The organism is Rhizobium sp. SJZ105, assembly GCF_007828365.1.
Classification (GTDB): Bacteria; Pseudomonadota; Alphaproteobacteria; order Rhizobiales; family Rhizobiaceae; genus Agrobacterium; species Agrobacterium tumefaciens.
Window position 1 is genome coordinate 13,925 of the sequence record NZ_VIUP01000012.1, and the last position, 17,324, is coordinate 31,248.

16 protein-coding genes and 2 pseudogenes are annotated in these 17,324 nt (G+C 57.6%); 8 read left to right on the forward strand and 10 right to left on the reverse strand.

Annotation, left to right across the window (positions count from 1 at the left end):
- Positions 1-39: 39 nt before the first annotated feature.
- A complete protein-coding gene (locus tag FB593_RS23625; protein ID WP_210246041.1) occupies positions 40-375 on the reverse strand; it encodes a hypothetical protein in 336 nt (111 codons plus the stop codon).
- Between the two features lie 41 nt (positions 376-416).
- Here FB593_RS23625 and FB593_RS23630 point away from each other — a divergent pair, with 41 nt between their 5' ends.
- Positions 417-1,160, forward strand: a complete 744-nt coding sequence (locus tag FB593_RS23630; protein WP_145167047.1) for a Crp/Fnr family transcriptional regulator — start codon at positions 417-419, stop codon at positions 1,158-1,160.
- Here FB593_RS23630 and FB593_RS23635 read toward each other — a convergent pair.
- From FB593_RS23635 to atpD, 4 genes and pseudogenes are all read right to left on the reverse strand, one after another.
- Positions 1,136-2,083 (reverse strand): annotated as a pseudogene (locus FB593_RS23635) (carbamate kinase). The gene FB593_RS23630 and the pseudogene FB593_RS23635 sit on opposite strands and share 25 nt — an antisense overlap.
- Position 2,084: 1 nt before the next feature.
- A complete protein-coding gene (gene argF / locus FB593_RS23640) occupies positions 2,085-2,999 on the reverse strand; it encodes an ornithine carbamoyltransferase (protein ID WP_321186315.1) in 915 nt (304 codons plus the stop codon).
- Positions 2,918-3,109 (reverse strand): hypothetical protein, encoded by a 192-nt coding sequence (locus tag FB593_RS23645; protein WP_210246042.1) that lies wholly within the window; start codon positions 3,107-3,109, stop codon positions 2,918-2,920. The genes argF and FB593_RS23645 overlap by 82 nt, the downstream gene beginning before the upstream one ends.
- A pseudogene (atpD, locus tag FB593_RS23650) lies at positions 3,106-4,562 on the reverse strand (F0F1 ATP synthase subunit beta). The gene FB593_RS23645 and the pseudogene atpD overlap by 4 nt, the downstream one beginning before the upstream one ends.
- A 235-nt stretch (positions 4,563-4,797) precedes the next feature.
- On the opposite strand from atpD, the gene FB593_RS23655 reads away from it, so the two are divergent.
- The 6 genes from FB593_RS23655 (at position 4,798) to FB593_RS23680 (ending at position 10,888) form a co-directional block, all read left to right on the forward strand.
- Entirely contained in the window at positions 4,798-5,217 is a 420-nt protein-coding gene (locus FB593_RS23655; RefSeq protein ID WP_145167049.1) for a cupin domain-containing protein, read from the forward strand.
- 73 nt (positions 5,218-5,290) lie between these two features.
- Positions 5,291-5,638 carry an HPF/RaiA family ribosome-associated protein gene (locus FB593_RS23660; protein ID WP_145167050.1) on the forward strand — a complete coding sequence of 116 codons (348 nt, stop codon included), beginning with the start codon at positions 5,291-5,293 and terminating at the stop codon, positions 5,636-5,638.
- Positions 5,639-6,011: 373 nt separating this feature from the next.
- Positions 6,012-6,932: a DnaJ C-terminal domain-containing protein gene (locus FB593_RS23665; protein WP_145167051.1), complete on the forward strand. Its 921-nt coding sequence runs from the start codon at positions 6,012-6,014 to the stop codon at positions 6,930-6,932.
- On the forward strand, positions 6,929-7,270 hold the full coding sequence (locus tag FB593_RS23670; RefSeq protein WP_145167052.1) for a chaperone modulator CbpM: 342 nt from the start codon (positions 6,929-6,931) through the stop codon (positions 7,268-7,270). Before FB593_RS23665 ends, FB593_RS23670 begins: the two co-directional genes overlap by 4 nt.
- 409 nt (positions 7,271-7,679) lie before the next feature.
- On the forward strand, positions 7,680-8,459 hold the full coding sequence (locus FB593_RS23675; RefSeq protein ID WP_145167053.1) for an acetoin reductase: 780 nt from the start codon (positions 7,680-7,682) through the stop codon (positions 8,457-8,459).
- Positions 8,460-8,551: 92 nt separating this feature from the next.
- Positions 8,552-10,888: a heavy metal translocating P-type ATPase gene (locus FB593_RS23680; RefSeq protein WP_145167054.1), complete on the forward strand. Its 2,337-nt coding sequence runs from the start codon at positions 8,552-8,554 to the stop codon at positions 10,886-10,888.
- Positions 10,889-11,242: 354 nt separating this feature from the next.
- Here the strand turns inward: FB593_RS23680 and FB593_RS23685 are convergent, their stop codons facing one another.
- From FB593_RS23685 to FB593_RS23705, 5 genes are all read right to left on the reverse strand, one after another.
- A complete protein-coding gene (locus FB593_RS23685; protein WP_145167055.1) occupies positions 11,243-12,160 on the reverse strand; it encodes a nucleotidyl transferase AbiEii/AbiGii toxin family protein in 918 nt (305 codons plus the stop codon).
- Positions 12,150-12,995 carry a type IV toxin-antitoxin system AbiEi family antitoxin domain-containing protein gene (locus tag FB593_RS23690; protein ID WP_145167056.1) on the reverse strand — a complete coding sequence of 282 codons (846 nt, stop codon included), beginning with the start codon at positions 12,993-12,995 and terminating at the stop codon, positions 12,150-12,152. Before FB593_RS23690 ends, FB593_RS23685 begins: the two co-directional genes overlap by 11 nt.
- A gap of 232 nt (positions 12,996-13,227) precedes the next feature.
- Positions 13,228-14,091, reverse strand: coding sequence for a TniQ family protein (locus FB593_RS23695; RefSeq protein ID WP_145167057.1), 864 nt, complete (start codon positions 14,089-14,091; stop codon positions 13,228-13,230).
- A complete protein-coding gene (locus FB593_RS23700; RefSeq protein WP_145167058.1) occupies positions 14,088-14,969 on the reverse strand; it encodes a TniB family NTP-binding protein in 882 nt (293 codons plus the stop codon). Before FB593_RS23700 ends, FB593_RS23695 begins: the two co-directional genes overlap by 4 nt.
- A 6-nt stretch (positions 14,970-14,975) precedes the next feature.
- Positions 14,976-15,671, reverse strand: coding sequence for a Mu transposase C-terminal domain-containing protein (locus tag FB593_RS23705; RefSeq protein ID WP_321186308.1), 696 nt, complete (start codon positions 15,669-15,671; stop codon positions 14,976-14,978).
- Positions 15,672-15,943: 272 nt separating this feature from the next.
- Between FB593_RS23705 and FB593_RS23710 the strand changes: the two genes are divergently transcribed.
- Complete coding sequence (locus FB593_RS23710; protein ID WP_145167060.1) at positions 15,944-17,203, forward strand: IS110 family transposase; 1,260 nt, start codon at positions 15,944-15,946, stop codon at positions 17,201-17,203.
- Positions 17,204-17,324 lie beyond the last annotated feature (121 nt).

A 17,324-nucleotide genomic window follows, 5' to 3' on the forward strand; every position in this document is an offset into this window, starting at 1 on the left:
TCGCTTGCAGGCACTGAGGCACGCACAGCGGTTGCTGGCTCACGGTCGCCGAACCGAATTTCCTCCGGCGATAATGCGATTGATCAGAGTTGCGACGGCGGTGTGCATTTCGACGTCCTCCGTTGTGCCCTTTGCATTTTCATGGGAGGCCGCCGCATCTTGCAGAATGCCCATTATCTCGCGTTCAGGGAGGACCTTGGCATCGTTGAGCGCGAGGAGTAGAGCCTCGCAAATCGATAGCGCTGCTATTCCGGAATGGGTGGCTTCATCAGACATTTTGAACTGGCCCTTCTTGATCCATGCGCCTGCGACTTGCATCTGGGCAGCGCAGCAGTCAACTTTCCAGACTATCAGGCGTAGTGTGCTGATCGACATCAGTTGCCGCTCAAATATTCATGCTAGGAGTAAGGCTTGCTATGACGATTGGCCTGCGTTTGGAAAATACACCACTTGTTCGAAAACTAGGAGCTTTCGTGGCCTTGTCAGGCACCGAACTCTCCGTCCTGGAAGCGCTGCACAAGCGTCGGCGCACTTTTGTTGCGGGGCGCGATCTCGTGCATCAGGGACAATTGGATCAGGCGGCCTACATTCTCATTTCTGGCTGGGCCTGTTCATACAAGATCCTTGAGGACGGGCAGCGACAGATCGTCGATTTCCAAATTCCAGGTGACTTTCTGGGGCTGCGCAGTGTTTTGTTGCACATGTCGGACCACAGCATCGAGCCGATCACCGATATTGAGGTGACGGAGGTGACAGTGGCCGACTTGCTGGATGCGTTTTCACAAACACCCAGGCTGGCAACAGCAGTTTTCTGGGCCGCATCGCGTGATGAGGCGATGGTGGTTGAACATTTGATCGACATTGGACGGCGCGCCGCAGCGGAGCGCTTGGCGCATTTCCTGCTCGAACTGGGCGCCCGACTTTCGCTCGTGGGTTTGGGCAGCAAGGATGGCTTTGCCTGCCCTCTATCTCAATACCATCTGGCTGACGCACTCGGGCTGAGCGCCGTCCACGTAAACAGGGTGCTCAGAACCCTGCGCGAGAAAGGAATGGTCACGTTCCGCGATGGGTACGTTACATTTGACTCCTACAGCAAGCTGACGGAGTTCGCCGAATTCGACCCAGTATATCTGGATCACACCGGGCCGCTTCTCAGATAGGCGGAACTGGTTTCATCCTGCATGACGCGCGTCCCGGCACGGCCCTCAAGGATGGCGCGGGCGTCAGCCAACTGGCCGATACCGGCAAGCTTGCCGCTCTTCCTGGCGAAGTCAGACGCGGCGGCAACCTTCGGACCCATGGAGCCCGGCGCCAGATCAAGAGCGTCAAGCGCGTCCGCCGTCGTTGCGCCGAGCGCGCATTGGTCGGGATCGCCATAATCCTGAAACACGGCTGCCACATCTGTCAACAACAGCAGTGCTTCCGCCTTGAGCTCGAGGGCCAGCAGAGCTGCTGTCCTATCTTTGTCGATCACCGCTTCGACGCCCTGCATATCACCATCGGAATTTCGAACGACTGGAATTCCGCCGCCGCCGGCGCAGATCACCGTTTGGCCTGCCTCAAGCAGTATCCTGATAGCCTCGAGCCCAATTATTCTCTGCGGCAAGGGTGAGGGGACCACCCGGCGAAGTCCGCTGGACACTTCGGTGACGAGTGTCCAGCCGTGTTCTTTCTGCGCTTACGCTGCCTCTTCTGGCGAATAGACAGGACCGATGGGCTTGCTCGGTGCCTTGAAGGCAGGATCAGCCGGGTCCACTTCGACCCGGCTCAGCAGGGTGGCGCAGTGTGAGCCCTCCGGCAGCGCGTTCATCAGTTCCTGTTCGATCAGATAGCCGATCATGCCTTCGGTTTCCGCGCCCAGCACGTCCAGTGGCCAGGGTTTGGCCGGGTCGTAGACCGCGCCCTGAAGGGCCAGCAATCCAACCTGTGGGCCATTGCCATGTGCGATCACGATCTGATGCTCTCGCGCCAGATCGGCCAGTGCAATCGCCGCAATTTTCACATTGGCGATCTGTGCGGCAGCCGTCGTGGGTTCGTGACGACGGAGGAGGGCGTTCCCGCCCAAGGCGACGACGACGAGCATCTCAAGACCCCATCGTTGCCACGAGGACGGCCTTGATCGTATGCATCCGATTCTCGGCCTGATCAAAGACCACCGAAGCGCGGGATTCGAAGACGTCTTCGGTCACCTCCATGCAGTCGATGCCGAATTTCTGGAAAGTAGCTTCGCCGACTTCGGTGTCGCGATTGTGGAAGGCCGGTAGGCAGTGCATGAATTTGGCGTAGGGGTTGCCGGTTTTCTCCATCACGGCTTTGTTGACCTGATAGGGAGACAAAAGCGCAATCCGCTCTTCCCAGACCTCGTCTGGCTCGCCCATGGACACCCAGACGTCAGTATAGACGAAGTCGGCGCCCTCAAGCCCTTCCGCGTGTTTCTCCGTCAGGGTGATACGAGCACCTGTGGTTTCAGCGATCGTCCTGCATTCCGTGACAAGAACTGGATCGGGCCAGCAGCTTTGTGGGGCGCAAAGACGAATGTCCATGCCCATCAGTGCACCACCAACCATCAGGGATGAGCCCATATTATTGCCCGCATCTCCCATGAAACAAAGCGCTATGTCTGACAGATGCTTCTGAGTGAATTCCCGCATGGTCATCAGATCGGCGAGGATCTGGGTTGGATGGAATTCGTCGGTCAGGCCGTTGAAGACCGGCACTCCGGAATGTTGCGCCAGCACTTCGGCGTTCGCCTGGCCAAATCCGCGATACTCGATGCCATCATAGAACCGGCCGAGCACACGGGCGGTATCCTTCATCGATTCCTTGTGACCGATATGACTTCCCGACGGGCCGAGATAGGTCACGTGCGCACCCTGATCGTACGCCGCCACCTCAAAGCCGCCGTGCTTGGCCATTTTCAGGCTTGCTGCCAGTTGCAGCAGATGACGGATTCGTCCTTGCGCCAGCTGACAATGGAGACCACGAGCGCTGTCAGGAATGGAGCGTGGCCAGCCAGGATGCCGAAACTGCCGCTTGCATCCTCGGCGCGCAGGCTGTCGATGTCTTCATCCACCACGACGGACAGCGGTGTCACGATCCTCAATCTCATGCAGCAGCCCCCGTTTCCGAAGCATCTGAGGCATTGGCGTCGACCTCTTTCCTGCGGGCGTCCTCCAGCGTGCCGACCATATAGAGCGAGCTTTCCGACCAATCGTCGGCCTCGCCCTCCAGAATGGCGCGGCAACCCGCGAGCGTATCGGTAAGCTTGACGCTTGCGCCCGGTGTGCCGGTGAACGCCTCGGTCACGATGAAGGGTTGGGTCAGGAAACGCTGCAGTCGCCGCGCACGCTTCACGATCAGTCTGTCGGCGGTACCCAATTCCCCGACCCCGAGCAAAGAGATGATGTCGGCCAGTTCGTGAAATCGGGCCAGCGCTTGGCCTCTGCCGTCTGGTAATGCGCATCACCGACCACCCGGGGATCTAGCAGCATCGAAGACGAAGCCAATGGGTCTATCGCTGGATAAAACCCTTCCGCGGCTTGCGCGCGCGACAGCACGATCACGCAGTCCATATGGCTGGATATCGTCGTGACGGCCGGATCCGTGAAATCATCTGCGGGCACGTAAACGGCCTGAATGGCGGTCACCGCGGAACCGGCGACAGAAGCGATGCGCTCCTGCAGCGCAGCAACCTCGGTTGCCAGCGTCGGCTGATAGCCCACGCGCGATGGGAGGCGGCCCAGCAAACTGGATACCTCAGCGCCCGCCTGAACAAATCGGAATACATTATCCATCAGCAGAAGGACATTCTGATGCCTCTGGTCACGGAAATATTCAGCAACGGTCAATCCCGTCAGTCCAACGCGCCAGCGGGCGCCCGGCGGCTCGTTCATCTGGCCGTAGACGAGGACGGTGCGGTCCAGCACGCCGGACCCTTGCATTTCGGTCAGAAGCTCGTGTCCCTCGCGCGATCGCTCGCCAATCCCTGCAAACACCGAGATGCCTTCATATTTCTCAACCATGGCGCCGATCAGCTCCATCACCAGAACCGTCTTGCCGACGCCTGCACCCTCGAACATGGCGGCTTTCCCGCCCTGGGCCATCGGTGTCAGGAGATCGATGACCTTGATGCCGGTTTCGAACACGTCGGTCGTACCGGTCTGGTTCTTCAGAAGGGGCGGAAGCGCATGGATCGAGCGGCGGGGAGTTTTCTCTGAAAGCGCAGGTCCATTGTCTTGGGGATTGCCGACGAGATCCAGAATCCGACCAAGGACCTCGGTCCCAACGGGCACGGAAACAGGCTCGCCGGTCGCGCGAACCGTCACCCCGCGGGCAAGCCCTGCCGTGGACTGGAACGCAACCGCGCGCAGGGTCTGCAGATCGAGATGGCGATGAACTTCGAGAACCAGGGGTGTCGGCCGATCCCATTCCACGATCAATGCAGAATTGATCTGCGGCAGGTCGGCCGCGTCAAAGACGACATCGACCACAGCTCCTCGGACGGCATCTACAGTGCCGCGGGCCGGGTTGGGATCATCTTTGGTGGCATCGCGATTTCGCATTGGTTCTGGATCTTTCGGTCGTCCGTCGCTGGTTTGTCCCTCAAGTGTATGGCCCAGCATCAGGTGCGCGCACTGATCAGTGTTAGGAGAGCGAAGTGAGATGGCAGGTCGATGACCAGGGCCGCCGATGGATGAAAAGCCTGAGGAAACTAACCCCGATCAGTGCGCGTTAGATCAAACAGGTGCAGGCTCCGCGTTGTCGCCGGTCAGGTGACGGATTTTTGGGAGCGCCGCTGTGATTGGATATGTCGCGAACATCGAAGAGCTTACCGACGGAAACACCGACTTTCGCCGTGTTCTCTATTCGGGGTTGAAGCTGCAACTGGTTTTGATGTCGGTTGCGCCGGGCGAAGAGCTCGGCGGAGAGATTCATGCCGATACGGATCAGTTCTTCCGCATTGAACAAGGGGAGGGACGGATCGTCATCGACGGCGTGACCCACAAGGTCAAGCCCGGTGACGGCATGATTGTCCCGGCAGGCGTGCATCACAATCTGATTTGCACCGGCCATGATGCACTCAAAATCTATACGATCTACGGCCCGCCGCATCACCGCGATCAACTGGTTCAGAAGACGAAGGCCGAGGCGGATAAATCCGACGAAACGTTAGAAGGGCAGGCGACCGAACAAGGGCCAGCCGTCCTGTTGGTCTAGCTTTCTTCACGCTTGGAAGCCTCCTGTTGTGCCCCCGGCGCTAGCAGAGCCGGTCCTTGAAAGGAATTTAGTGATGAAAATCCAGGTCAATACCGACGAAAATATCGAGGGTGGCGAAGATCTGTCCGCCCGCGTTTCGGCCGAGATCCATACCCATCTTGACCGTTTCCGTGACCATATCACCCGTGTCGAAGTCCATCTCAGCGATGAGGACGGCGACAAATCCGGCGGCTCCGACAAGCGTTGTTTGATGGAAGCACGCATCGAGGGGCGGCAGCCAGAGGTGGCAAGCGACCGAGCGACCACCTTTGAAGGCGCTTATTCAGGCGCAGCCAAGAAGCTGCAGCGGGTTCTTGAAACCACCCTCGGCAGGCTCAATCATGCCAAAGGCGCGGACACGATCAGAACCGGAAGTCTGTAGGCGCTCGCTGGCGCCAGGTGCGAAGACCAACAACTCAGGAGGACAGTACTATGGCAGATAGAGAGCCCAAGACACCAGTCGTAAAGAACACAGCCGAAGACAAGCGCGACGAAGCAAGCCTCGTGGACAAAGACGCAGACAACTCATCTCAGCCCGCGCCTGTTGATAGACCTGGCTTTGATCTTGGCGGATCGACTGGCAAGACCAGCGCGGGGACAGGGGTTGGTTTGGGTCCGGACGCGGCTGAAAATCGCCAGGATCGCAGCCTGCCAGGGCGCCGCGGGAAACGTGAATAGGGAAGAAGCCGTTCCGACGCGGCAGGCAGAGGCAATCAGATTGTTCGGTCAGGACGAAATTGCGGTGGGATCAGTGCATGAACGACCCTTATGAAACTCTGGGCGTCGCCCGTTCCGCGACCGACAAGGAAATCAAGGAAGCGTTCAAGAAACTGGCACGCAAATCCCATCCTGATCTGCATCCGGGCGACAAGACCGCCGAAGAGACATTCAAGGCCGTCTCCAACGCAAACGATTTCCTAAAGGACAAGGAGAAGCGGAGGCGGTTCGATGCAGGCGAAATTGATGCTAGCGGCGTGGAAAAAAAACAGGAGCGGTTCTATCGCGATTTTGCCGATGGGCCGTCCTACTCATCTCATGCGGCGCAGGATGGGTTTACCAGCAACGAGGACCTCGAGGAGTTTCTCGCGCGCGCTTTCAAAAGCGGAACGCAACGGCAGCATCAGAGTGCATTCCGGGCGCCTGGACAAGATGTAACCTATGTATTGCCGGTCGATTTTCTGGACGCAGCCACTGGTGCGACGCGTACCATTACGCTGCCTGAGGGCAAGACGCTCCAGGTGAGGATCCCGGAAGGTGCGGACGACAGGCAGATGCTGCGACTGAAGGGGCAGGGAATGCCCGGTTTTGGCGGTGGGCCTGCAGGGGACGCTTTTGTCGAGCTGCATATCGAGCCGCACCCGTTCTTCCATCGCAAGGACGACAATATCCACATTGAGTTGCCCGTCACTTTGAGGGAGGCCGCATTGGGTGGGCGGATCGAGGTCCCAACCATTGGTGGCCCCGTAACAATGACAATCCCGAGAGGTGCCAATACCGGTCAGACGCTGCGACTTCGCGACAAAGGCCTTCTCAATCGAAAAACGGGCCAGCGCGGGCACGAACTCGTCACTTTGAAAGTCGTTCTTCCAGATGGCGAGGAACCGGAACTGGCAGCGTTCCTGGAAACTTGGAAGCCAAGAACTCCGGACCTGCCTCGCAAGGAGATGCTGAAATGATGCGCGTCGAGGATATGGTGGCGCAGATAGAAACGCTTCAGCGGAGCGATCTCGAAGCGTGGATCAGCGAGGCGCTGATCTCGCCTCAGGAAGATGCCGGTGTGATCGTCTTTTCGGAAATGGAGTACGCACGCGTCCGACTGATCTGTACGCTGCATTACGACCTGGAAATCGACGCGGACACGCTGCCGACCGTACTCTCTCTGGTCGATCAGTTGTATGAAACCCGCCGGCACCTGTCGCTACTAACGGCGGCTGTGGCCGCACAAGACAAGTCTGTCCAGGCAGCAATTCTTGATGCAATGGACTTGGAGGGCAAGTTGGATGACGGAACTTAATATGGCCTGCTGCAAGTCAACTCGACATCACCATCATTCGCTTCCACTCATGAGGCCATCGCTGGTCTCTTTCACATTCAGCACCACGAAAATACCTCCGACCATCACCGCGACCTGAGAACCGGACCCGCGCCTGAGTTGACGCGAAATCGGATACCTGTGGACCGTCTAAGCGCAAGTCAGAGCGGGATTTTGGCCGGTACAGTTCGCAATTCGGCAAACTGGCTGCCTTTTAAGCCGAAGGATGAAAACTTCAGGCAGCTAACCCCGATCAGTGCGCATCAAACCGGTTCATTGCAAACTTCTTGCGGGTGCCGGTCAGGTGCCGAAGTTTTGGGAGCGCCACGGCGAAACTCCATGCCGGTCGTCCATCGGAATAGTTTCCCCAAATAAAAACAAGGAATCCAAAATGTCTCATCAAGCAAGAGTTGCCCTCGTCACCGGATCCGCACAAGGGATTGGCCGGGGCATCGCCCTGCGGCTGGCCAGTGACGGCTTTGATATCGCACTGGTTGACCTCAAGGCGGACAAGTTGAATGCTGTTGCTGCGGAAATACAGGCACTCGGCCGCAAGACATCAGTCTTTGCCGCCGATGTGAGCCACCGTGACCAGGTCTATGCCGCCGTTGATCACGCCGTGGCTGAACTTGGCGGTTTCGATGTCATCGTCAACAACGCAGGTATTGCCCAGGTCAAGCCGATAGACGATGTGCTGCCCGAAGATTTGGAGAAGATCTTCAAGATAAATATCGATGGTGTTCTTTGGGGAATTCAGGCCGCTGCCAAGAAATTCAAGGCCCGCGCGCAAAAGGGCAAGATCATCAATGCCTCGTCGATTGCCGGCCACGAGGGCAACGCGATGCTTGGGATCTATTCTGCGACGAAGTTTGCTGTGCGGGCGCTCACCCAGGCATCCGCCAAAGAATATGCAAGCGCCGGCATTACCGTCAACGCCTATTGCCCCGGCGTGGTTGGAACGGACATGTGGGTCGAGATCGACGAAAAGTTTGCCGAGCTGACCGGCGCGCCCAAGGGCGAAACCTACAAGAAGTTCGTCGACGGCATAGCCCTTGGTCGTGCGCAGACGCCTGAAGACGTTGCGGCACTTGTGTCCTTTCTGGCCAGTCCCAACGCCGATTATATCACCGGACAGGCAATCCTCTCGGACGGTGGCATGGTGTATCGCTGACCGGCTCCTGGTGATGTGGGCAGCCCGCTTTAGGCACAACCCGCGTTAAGGATGGCCGAGCGCTATTGAAGATTAGAAAAGGCTGGCAGAACGTGGAACACGATCATCATCATCACTCGACTTCCGACCTCCCCGAAGGGACCAACACCGCGAAGGATCCCGTTTGCGGAATGACGGTCGCAGTCGAAGCCAATTCGCGTCATGCGGAGTTCCAGGGAAACAGTTTCCACTTCTGCTCCGATAAATGCCAGACCAAGTTTAAGGCGGACCCATGGTTTTATGCCTCTGGCAAGGGCACCGGGCACAAGAAAGCCGCCCCAGCTGACGTCCAATACACCTGCCCAATGCACCCGGAGATCATCCGCGATGCTCCCGGCGCCTGTCCGATTTGCGGCATGGCGCTTGAGCCTATGCTGCCATCGGACGAGCCGAGTGAGGAACTGGCAGACTTCACACGCAGGATGTGGGTTTCGGCGACAGCGGCTGTGCCCCTTATCATACTGGTGATGGGTGGAATGATTGGTTTGCCGGTGCGCTCCTGGATCGGACATCAGAGTGCGAGCTATCTGGAGTTTGCGCTGGCAACACCGATCGTGCTCTGGGCGGCCCTGCCATTTTTCCGGCGTGGCTGGGACTCGCTGGTAAACCGCTCGCCCAACATGTGGACTTTGGTAAGCCTCGGCGTGGCAGCCGCATATCTCTATTCAATCGTAGCGACTTTCCTGCCGGGCCTGTTTCCTGAAGTTTATCGGATGGAGCACGGGGTTGGCACCTACTTCGAGGCCGCGGTGGTGATCGTGACTCTCGTCTTTGTCGGTCAGGTGCTGGAATTGCGCGCGCGCGAACGCACCGGAGATGCGATCCGCGCGCTGCTTGACCTTGCGCCCAAGACGGCGCGACGCATCCTGCCCGATGGATCTGAATATGATGCGCCGCTGGACAACATCATGGAGGGTGACCTGTTGCGCGTGCGACCGGGCGATGCGGTGCCTGTGGACGGGACGGTGATCGAAGGACGATCCTCCCTGGATGAGAGCATGCTGACCGGCGAGTCGATGCCGGTCGAAAGGGCGCCGGGCGACGCGGTGACCGGCGCCACGATCAATAAGAACGGCAGCCTGGTGATCGAGGCGGGCAAGGTTGGGTCCGATACCGTGCTGGCGCAAATCGTGGCGATGGTGTCGAACGCTGGACGATCGCGAGCGGCAATTCAGGGACTGGCGGATCGGGTCTCGGCTGTGTTCGTACCAACCGTGGTTGCGGTGGCACTATTCGCCTTCATCGCCTGGATGATCTTCGGACCTGAACCTCCACTGGTCTTCGCGATCGCTGCGGCGGTCTCCGTGCTGATCATAGCCTGCCCCTGCGCACTCGGTTTGGCCACGCCGATCTCGATCACCACGGCGGCGGGACGCGGGGCGCGGGCAGGGGTGCTGATAAAGGACGCCGAGGCGCTTGAACGCATGGCGGCTGTCGACACGCTGATCGTCGACAAGACCGGCACCCTGACCATGGGCAAGCCTAAGCTGACCGATACCGAGGCGCTGGGGGATGTGAACGGATCGGATCTGCTGTCGCTGGCGGCTGGACTTGAACGTGGCTCGGAGCACCCGCTCGCAGAGGCGATTGTCGAGGCAGCCGAAGCACAGCGTGTACCGCGACTGCAGGCCGAGGGTTTTGAGGCGATTACCGGCAAGGGCGTGCGCGGCAAAGTCGGCGGGCGAGCCGTGGCGCTTGGAAACGCAGCCATGATGCGGGAGATGGGGCTGGATACGGCGCTGGCCGAAGCAAAGGCCGACACGTTGCGTGCAGAGGGCAAGACTGCGATGTTCATAGCGGTGGACGGCGCGCTTGCCGGTATCATCGCTGTGGCAGACCCGATCAAGGAATCAACTGCGCAAGCGATTAGGGGGCTTCACGGTCTGGGGCTGCGCGTGATCATGGCCACCGGCGACAACGAGCGAACGGCGAAGGCTGTCGCGGCCAACCTCGGGATTGATGAGGTGCGCGCTGGCGTGTTGCCGGAGGCCAAAAAGGAACTGATCGACAGCTTGCGCCGCGATGGGCACAAAATTGCGATGGCGGGTGATGGGGTCAACGACGCCCCGGCACTGGCCGCCGCCGATGTCGGTATCGCCATGGGCACCGGAGCGGACGTGGCCATGGAAAGTGCCGGGATCACCCTTTTGGGGGGCGATCTGATGGGTATCGTGCGAGCGCGAAAGCTGGCGCGTGCTACACTTCGAAATATCAAGCAAAACCTGTTTTTCGCTTTTGCCTACAACGCGGTCGGCATACCGATTGCGGCGGGGCTACTCTATCCAGTGACGGGACTGCTTCTGTCGCCAATGATCGCAGCGGCGGCGATGAGCCTCTCATCCGTGTCGGTCATCAGCAATTCGTTGCGGTTACGGCGGGTTGATTTGTAAATTGTAATATGATCGCGGACGAGCGCTGATGTCACTGCTGGGCCCACCGAGCTTGTATGTTTTTCCAACAACACAACTTAAGAAATCAAAAAAAATAGCCTAAGACACTTCAAGGTGAGATCTGTCGACCCCGTTGGAATTGGGAACGTAACGCTGAGTGCTGCAAGTTGATTGCTGGCCTCTCTTAGGCCAATAGTTCCATAAATATGCTTATCGCTCAGAATTCCCCTGAAACATGGTTTTCCAAAGAACCGGTTGTTCCCTCGGGCGTTCTTGGAGCCTGCAAATGACTGTTCGCCCCCAAGAACTGAGTAAAGAAAATTTGCGGCGTGCCTGGTTGAGAAAATAGTCCGCTCAAGCAAACATAGCCTCGATCTCTGCACGTTGCATGGCGTGTTTCTCTGGGTTTTGCTGTTTCAGCTTTGCAAGATTGATCAATTTCCACCGAACTGCCGGTAGTGCCGCCGCCAGCGGCAGCCCGATGGCATCAAAATCCGGCTGCGTGTCATGGAGAGAGAGCAGGAACCGCATCGCTTTTTCATCAAGCCTGGCTCGAAGGTCATCTGTGAGCCGGGCTCGCGCGTCTTTCAGTTCGATCAGGCTAACGGGCTCGATGGTCATGCCTTCGAATTCTTTCACGAAGGCATCTTCGATTTCGGACAATGACGGTTTGATGAGCTCGTGCGGCGGGCGGCCGGAGCTTGCGACGTAGATGAGGAAGGTCCGAAACAACGCATCGGTGGGCCCTTCATTGTCGTAGAGAAGCTTCACGTCGAAGAGATCGCGCGGGTGCTGACGGTCCACGGCGGCATGAAGCTTGCCACCAAATAGATCCTCGAATGACACGACCTGCATTTCGGCAAAGCCAAACGCCTCAGCCACTCCATCCGTTACCGCCCGCAGTTCTGGAGGATGCACCGTTCCACGCGCGACCGGCGAGGTCTCGATCTTGATTTCGGTTGTGCCCTTCCGTACGAGCACTCGCGTGTCATTGTTGCCGCCGCCGGCGATACGCTGGACATCGACGCCGCGTAGATTTTTCAGCAGGTCGTCGCGAATGCGGTCGAGCGCGGCGTCGATACCGCTGAGCGTCGTTTCCCGATCCTCGATGGGAAGGTAGGTGAGGTCGATATCGACCGACAAGCGAGGCATATCCCTGTAGAACAGGTTGATGGCCGTTCCCCCTTTGAGAGCGAAGACATCCTGCCGAGCAATGTAGGGCAACGTCCGGACCAGCAGTTCGACCTGCCGCATATAGCGATCACGCGCCATCGATAATCTCCTTTGGCAACAGGTCTGCAGGGACCGTTACGCGATAAATGGGGTGAAGCCGGCCGCCCGGGACAAGTGCCCGATCGCCGCGTCCCATATCGATTTGCGATCTGTCGATATGCTTGAACCACGCATGCGCGTGCTTGTCGGCATAGACGAAGAAAAGGCGTTTCACCTTCACGCTGCGACACTGGGTCAACAGCGTGGTCAACAATTTTGGACGCAGATTGACCATTCCCTCAAACACCATGTCGATGTTGTGAAAGCTCTCGTTCTTCGGAAGTTCATCGAGAAGCTCCAATATTGCCCGCTCCGCCGACGACATTTTGATAGGCCATCGCCACGGGCTCATGGCCAGTTCCTCATCTGGATTATCGGAGAGGCCGAATTCGCTGTTCTCCACGCCGTTGTTCTCGTCGGGGAACAGTCCATGACCTCGTCGGACGAACCTGGCATGGGTTGTCAATGTCATAAGCCAGTCAGGGATATCGGAGCCGTAGAGGTAGACGCGCGTATCGCCGCCGAGCCGGAGGTAGTGGGTATGGCCACGCAATCCGAGCGCGGTCAGACCTCCAACGTGGAAAACATGTCCCATGATCCATTGCGCAGATAACAGAGGAATTTTCCAGCCCGTGACGGCTTGAGTCGTTTCTCTTGCCGAAAATGGGCGTCGGTAGACGCCTGTAGCGATCCGCTCAAGCCAACCCTGTTTGATATACGCCGACACGGATTGCCGTGAGATCGCGTGGCGTGCCGTCCAAGCCGAATCGACAAGAAAGCCCGGCGGAACCGATTGGATAAGGTACTTTAGCTTGGACGTCGTCTGTTCATTCATAATGAACATTATCACACGAATTCAAAGTGAATATCAAGATGACTTTAAAATATGTCATTCTTGTCATTCAATAATTGACAAGAGTCGAGTGGCTCGAAGCCCCGTGCCGGGCCAATGGGCAGCGCCTTGTTCGTTGCGCTTAGCCTCCCCTGTCGTTTGGCAGTTAAACGTGAGAATGCGGCCGTTATTTTCCAATTTGGCACTAAATTTGAGATTCTATCGTCCGAGAATCTCAAATTAAGTGCAATTGTGACGACCCATGCGACTGGCGCGCACAGTCTAATAACTCTTCTATAGCACTGTCGAAGCGGGCTTTGTTCTCACCCATCATATGGCCACAAAGCATGCGAAGCATTTCGGGCCCGGCATGCTGGACAATGGCCACACCTGCCAAGAGGGCAGGGCGCAAATACAGGGGCAAGATCGGGCTTGCCGGACTCGGAAGTTTGCCGATTTCCATCTGCATAACTTCGTCGAGATCAGGAATGATGACACCGAGGACCCTATAGCCCGACGGTTCGTAACCAGGCAGCAACTTTGGAACGCGCCGCATTAGCAGGAGACGGGCAATCTCACTCAGCGATACCCAGTTTTGGATACCATGCTGAGCCTCGTTGTCGAGCATTTCTTCTCCTATCAGCGCTGCGTGGTGATAGCCGCGGAAGGGAGCGGGGCCGTCATGCCCGCCACTTGTCTGTAGTGTGCCTCCGCAAAGCGGGCAGGTGATCCGCCAAGCTGACAATTGGCTTCGAAGGATGACAGGCAATCCGTCGGCCGTTCGGCGGCAGGTGGAGCATAATTGTTGAGGCTCGCTCGCGATCAATCGCCGTAATGATTGCGGAATATTCGAGAACGTCATGCGGCGGACAGTAGTGGGCTCGATTGAGAATATGTGTGCGATGCGGACGACTTGTTCTTCGGTGAGATTCAAATCGGCGGCGCGTAATGATGGCAATTCGGGGAGGCAATGCTGAAGCATGCCCGAGGGAGAAATCGCGTAGAATGCAGCATGCCGGGTGATCCACGACGATAAAAGCTCATCGGCGCACAGAGCCAGTCTTACCGGCAATCGCTGTTCGCATAAGCTCTTTCTCATGCGAACGCTGCGTCGGCGTCGAATTCTGGCTCCCATTTCTCAATGGCTTCATCGGTAATTCGCTCTCTTCCGCTTTGAATTGCCTCGATAGCCAGAGAGTTGATTATGTGGAAGATGTTGGCAGTAATGCCTTCGGTGATCTGCAGTAGCCGCCGCAATGATTTTGCGGTTAGCACTGATGGGTTACGCAGTGGGGTATAGCGCAGGATCAAGGCGACCAAGAGTTCCAACTGCTCATTTGCAGCCCAGCGGCTCAGTGTGAACTGTTCGAAGCGCCGCGCCAATTGTACATCGCCTCCAATGGCCTCACGGGCGTCATTGACCCCGAAGCAGACGAGCGAGATCTGGAGGCGGTTGCTTAGGAAGCGCAATGTATTAAGGACGATGCGTTGCTCGCGATATGTTCCGGCGAGAATGTTGTGCACCTCGTCAATCACCAGCACTTGCACGCCGATTGCTTGCATGATGCGCAACGCCGCTTGCTCCATTTGTGCGATGTCCGAACGCGGCCGCTGCGGTGCGCCGAGAAGGGTCAGAAGTTCCGCATAAAACCGTCTCTTGCCAGGCCGGCTGGTCATCTCCATGGCGAGGACCGGTGTCTTCGATCTGCCCGTGAGCGAATTGAAGCTTGGTGGGTGTTGGTCACGGAAACGCTTCATGATCATTGTTTTCCCCATTCCGCTATCACCGTATATCGCGATCGAAGGCATTCGCGTTCCGCGTGGTTGATCGACCAAGAGGTTAAGGCGATCGAGCACCTGTTTGGCACGAGGATAAACCAGCCAGCGACGTGATCTTGTGGCGCGGATGCGCTGGTTGTCCGCTTCACCGAGCAGTCCCGCTGCGGTTACAGTCAGGTGGGAGATTTCTGTGTTCATGCCAGCTCACTCCATGTCCTCGTCGAAAGCCACAGGTTTGCTGGAGTCGATCCCTCGAAGCGAGCCCCAACCGCTGTCATCCACTTTCGTTTTTGAGCTAGGAGAGCGGCCCCGTCGTACTGTCGCTGTCGCCTTCACCGCTGCATCCACCAGTTTGCGTTGCTCAATCGCTGTACCAACGATAGTGCGGGTGTTGACCTCTCGTCGCCCTTTCGCCAGGAGAGTACGCCTCGCAGCCAATGCTTCGTGAAGAGTTACCGAGGCCAAGGTAAGATCGGCGTAACGGGCTTCCGCGAAGTTGCCCGATGGTCGCCGCACGAAGACACGAGACATATCCCTTGGGTCGTATTTGACGAGCAGTCGGCTATTCGTCCTTCCTACGTCGGCACTTAGCGCTGCCGACCAGTAGCGCAGTCCAAAGAGATGGATCCCGGTTGGCTGCAGTGTGCGCTCCTGCTCTGGCAGGAATGTCAGCCAAAAATGCATTCGGTCTTGCGGCAAACGCAGTGGAATTTCACCCTCGTGCTCGCGCCACACCGCGATGGGCGGGCGGCCCAAAGTGCGGTGGATTGAGTGATGGTAGTTACCGACAATGTCGAGGGCGATGTATCGCTCGAGTTCGCGCAAAGTCAGAGCCGAATGCCGCTTCGAATCGTATTCGCCAAGCTCCTGTGCATTGCTGAAACTAGTGCCGGGTAGCAAGTGGAGCCTTCCCATTTGGGTGCCAATCAGCCGCTCGATATGCCCGCCGAAGCGCGGTTCGCCCGGTGGTCGCCAGTCGATCGCTACGCCAGCATCATCGCATCCCCTCTTAAAAGCGCGGCTCCGGAAGTCGCTGCCGTAACACCTTCGGAAGTTTGCGTTGCAAGAGGCTTTGACCAGTTGCGTAGCCCAATCAGGCGAAGCAGGTGGTCATAGCCGGGCATCAGGTCTCACAGTGGTTTTGCGAAGCCACACTGTAAAGGAGACCGGCTATGACCGATTGTGACATTACAGCATCTGCTCCCGTTCCGGCAGCTATCGATATTTCCAAAGAACGCCACGAGGTGCTGATCGAAGCACCGGACAAAAAGCGCCGACGTCGGGTGAGCGTGCTCAACAATCTTGATGAGTTCGATCGCCTCATCAGCTTGCTGCGCAGCTATCAGCGTCCTGTCCGCGTAGCCTTCGAAGCAACGGGAAACTATCATCGCGCATTGGCATACCAGCTCGGCTCAGCCGGCTTCGAGATCAAACTGATCTCATCGATCGCGCTGGCTCGGACCAGGGAGGCATTGCATAATTCCTGGGATAAAAACGACCCGAAGGATGCCCAGGTTATCCTCCATATGATGACCATTGGTGCCGAGCAGTTCTACCATGACGCGTTGATGCGCGGCACCAACGACATTCAAGAGCTGTCGAAGACCCACGACATGATCTCACGGTCGAAGACCGAACTGTGGCATCGGATCCTGACACATTACCTGCCATTGTATTTTCCTGAAGCGGATCGCTTTCACCGCAGTTCACGCAGCGACTGGTTCTTCGCCTTCCTCGAACTGTTTCCGTCTCCGCACTTCATCGCGGCCATGAGCAAGGAGGCTTTCATCGAAGCTGCCTGGGATGTCGTGGGACGTAAGGTTGGCAAAGAGCGTTTGCTGGCAGATATTTACGCCACGTCCGCCCGTTCAATCGGCCTTCCGGTTGCACCTGACTCCGACGCAATCTGCATGTTCCGTATGGTTTTGGCCCAGGGCAGAAGCCTGATCGCCCACCGTAATCAAATCGAGGCGCGTGCGGTCGCCATGCTGAAGGACAATCCTGATTACCAACTCTTATGCACAATCCCCGGTATCGGCCCGATCAATGCTTTGACGATTTTGGCAGAGGCGGGAGACCTGCGCCGTTTTCAACACCATCGCCAGTTCCTGAAGTTTTGCGGCATGGATCTTTCGACAATCCAGTCAGGAATGTTTCGAGGCCAGACGAAGTTGTCCAAGTACGGCAATGCTCGCCTGAGGCGGACCTTATGGATGGCAGCTCAAGTCGCGATTTTGCAGCGCGCCAACAGCTTCCGCGACAAATTCGAGCGATACATCACCAAGGACCGTCACAATCCCCATTTGCGTCGCAAGGCGTCAACAGCAATCGCCGCCAAGATGGCTCGCACCGTTCATGCGGTTGTCAAAAGTGGTGAACCCTATCGCCCCTTCTTTGAAGGGACGATCCACAGCGGAAGGACCCTTCTCTGACAGGGCCGTAGAGGCGCTGAGTGTTTCAGCGACCTCGTAGATAATGTTCAGGCCTTCCGCTCGACGGCAAAAGGATCTCGTCTTAAGGACGGTGAGAGCCGCGATTATGCGTACTCTGTGT

Excerpts from the sequence above, each read along its gene's own strand:
- FB593_RS23665 (WP_145167051.1), top strand. The coding sequence starts at position 6,012 with ATGAACGACCCTTATGAAACTCTGGGCGTCGCCCGTTCCGCGACCGAC.
- FB593_RS23710 (WP_145167060.1), top strand. The coding sequence starts at position 15,944 with ATGACCGATTGTGACATTACAGCATCTGCTCCCGTTCCGGCAGCTATC.
- FB593_RS23660 (WP_145167050.1), top strand. The coding sequence starts at position 5,291 with ATGAAAATCCAGGTCAATACCGACGAAAATATCGAGGGTGGCGAAGAT.
- FB593_RS23625 (WP_210246041.1), bottom strand. The coding sequence starts at position 375 with ATGTCGATCAGCACACTACGCCTGATAGTCTGGAAAGTTGACTGCTGC.
- FB593_RS23700 (WP_145167058.1), bottom strand. The coding sequence starts at position 14,969 with ATGAACACAGAAATCTCCCACCTGACTGTAACCGCAGCGGGACTGCTC.
- FB593_RS23690 (WP_145167056.1), bottom strand. The coding sequence starts at position 12,995 with ATGAATGAACAGACGACGTCCAAGCTAAAGTACCTTATCCAATCGGTT.
- FB593_RS23630 (WP_145167047.1), top strand. The coding sequence starts at position 417 with ATGACGATTGGCCTGCGTTTGGAAAATACACCACTTGTTCGAAAACTA.
- FB593_RS23670 (WP_145167052.1), top strand. The coding sequence starts at position 6,929 with ATGATGCGCGTCGAGGATATGGTGGCGCAGATAGAAACGCTTCAGCGG.
- FB593_RS23695 (WP_145167057.1), bottom strand. The coding sequence starts at position 14,091 with ATGAGAAAGAGCTTATGCGAACAGCGATTGCCGGTAAGACTGGCTCTG.
- FB593_RS23685 (WP_145167055.1), bottom strand. The coding sequence starts at position 12,160 with ATGGCGCGTGATCGCTATATGCGGCAGGTCGAACTGCTGGTCCGGACG.
- FB593_RS23645 (WP_210246042.1), bottom strand. The coding sequence starts at position 3,109 with ATGAGATTGAGGATCGTGACACCGCTGTCCGTCGTGGTGGATGAAGAC.
- FB593_RS23675 (WP_145167053.1), top strand. The coding sequence starts at position 7,680 with ATGTCTCATCAAGCAAGAGTTGCCCTCGTCACCGGATCCGCACAAGGG.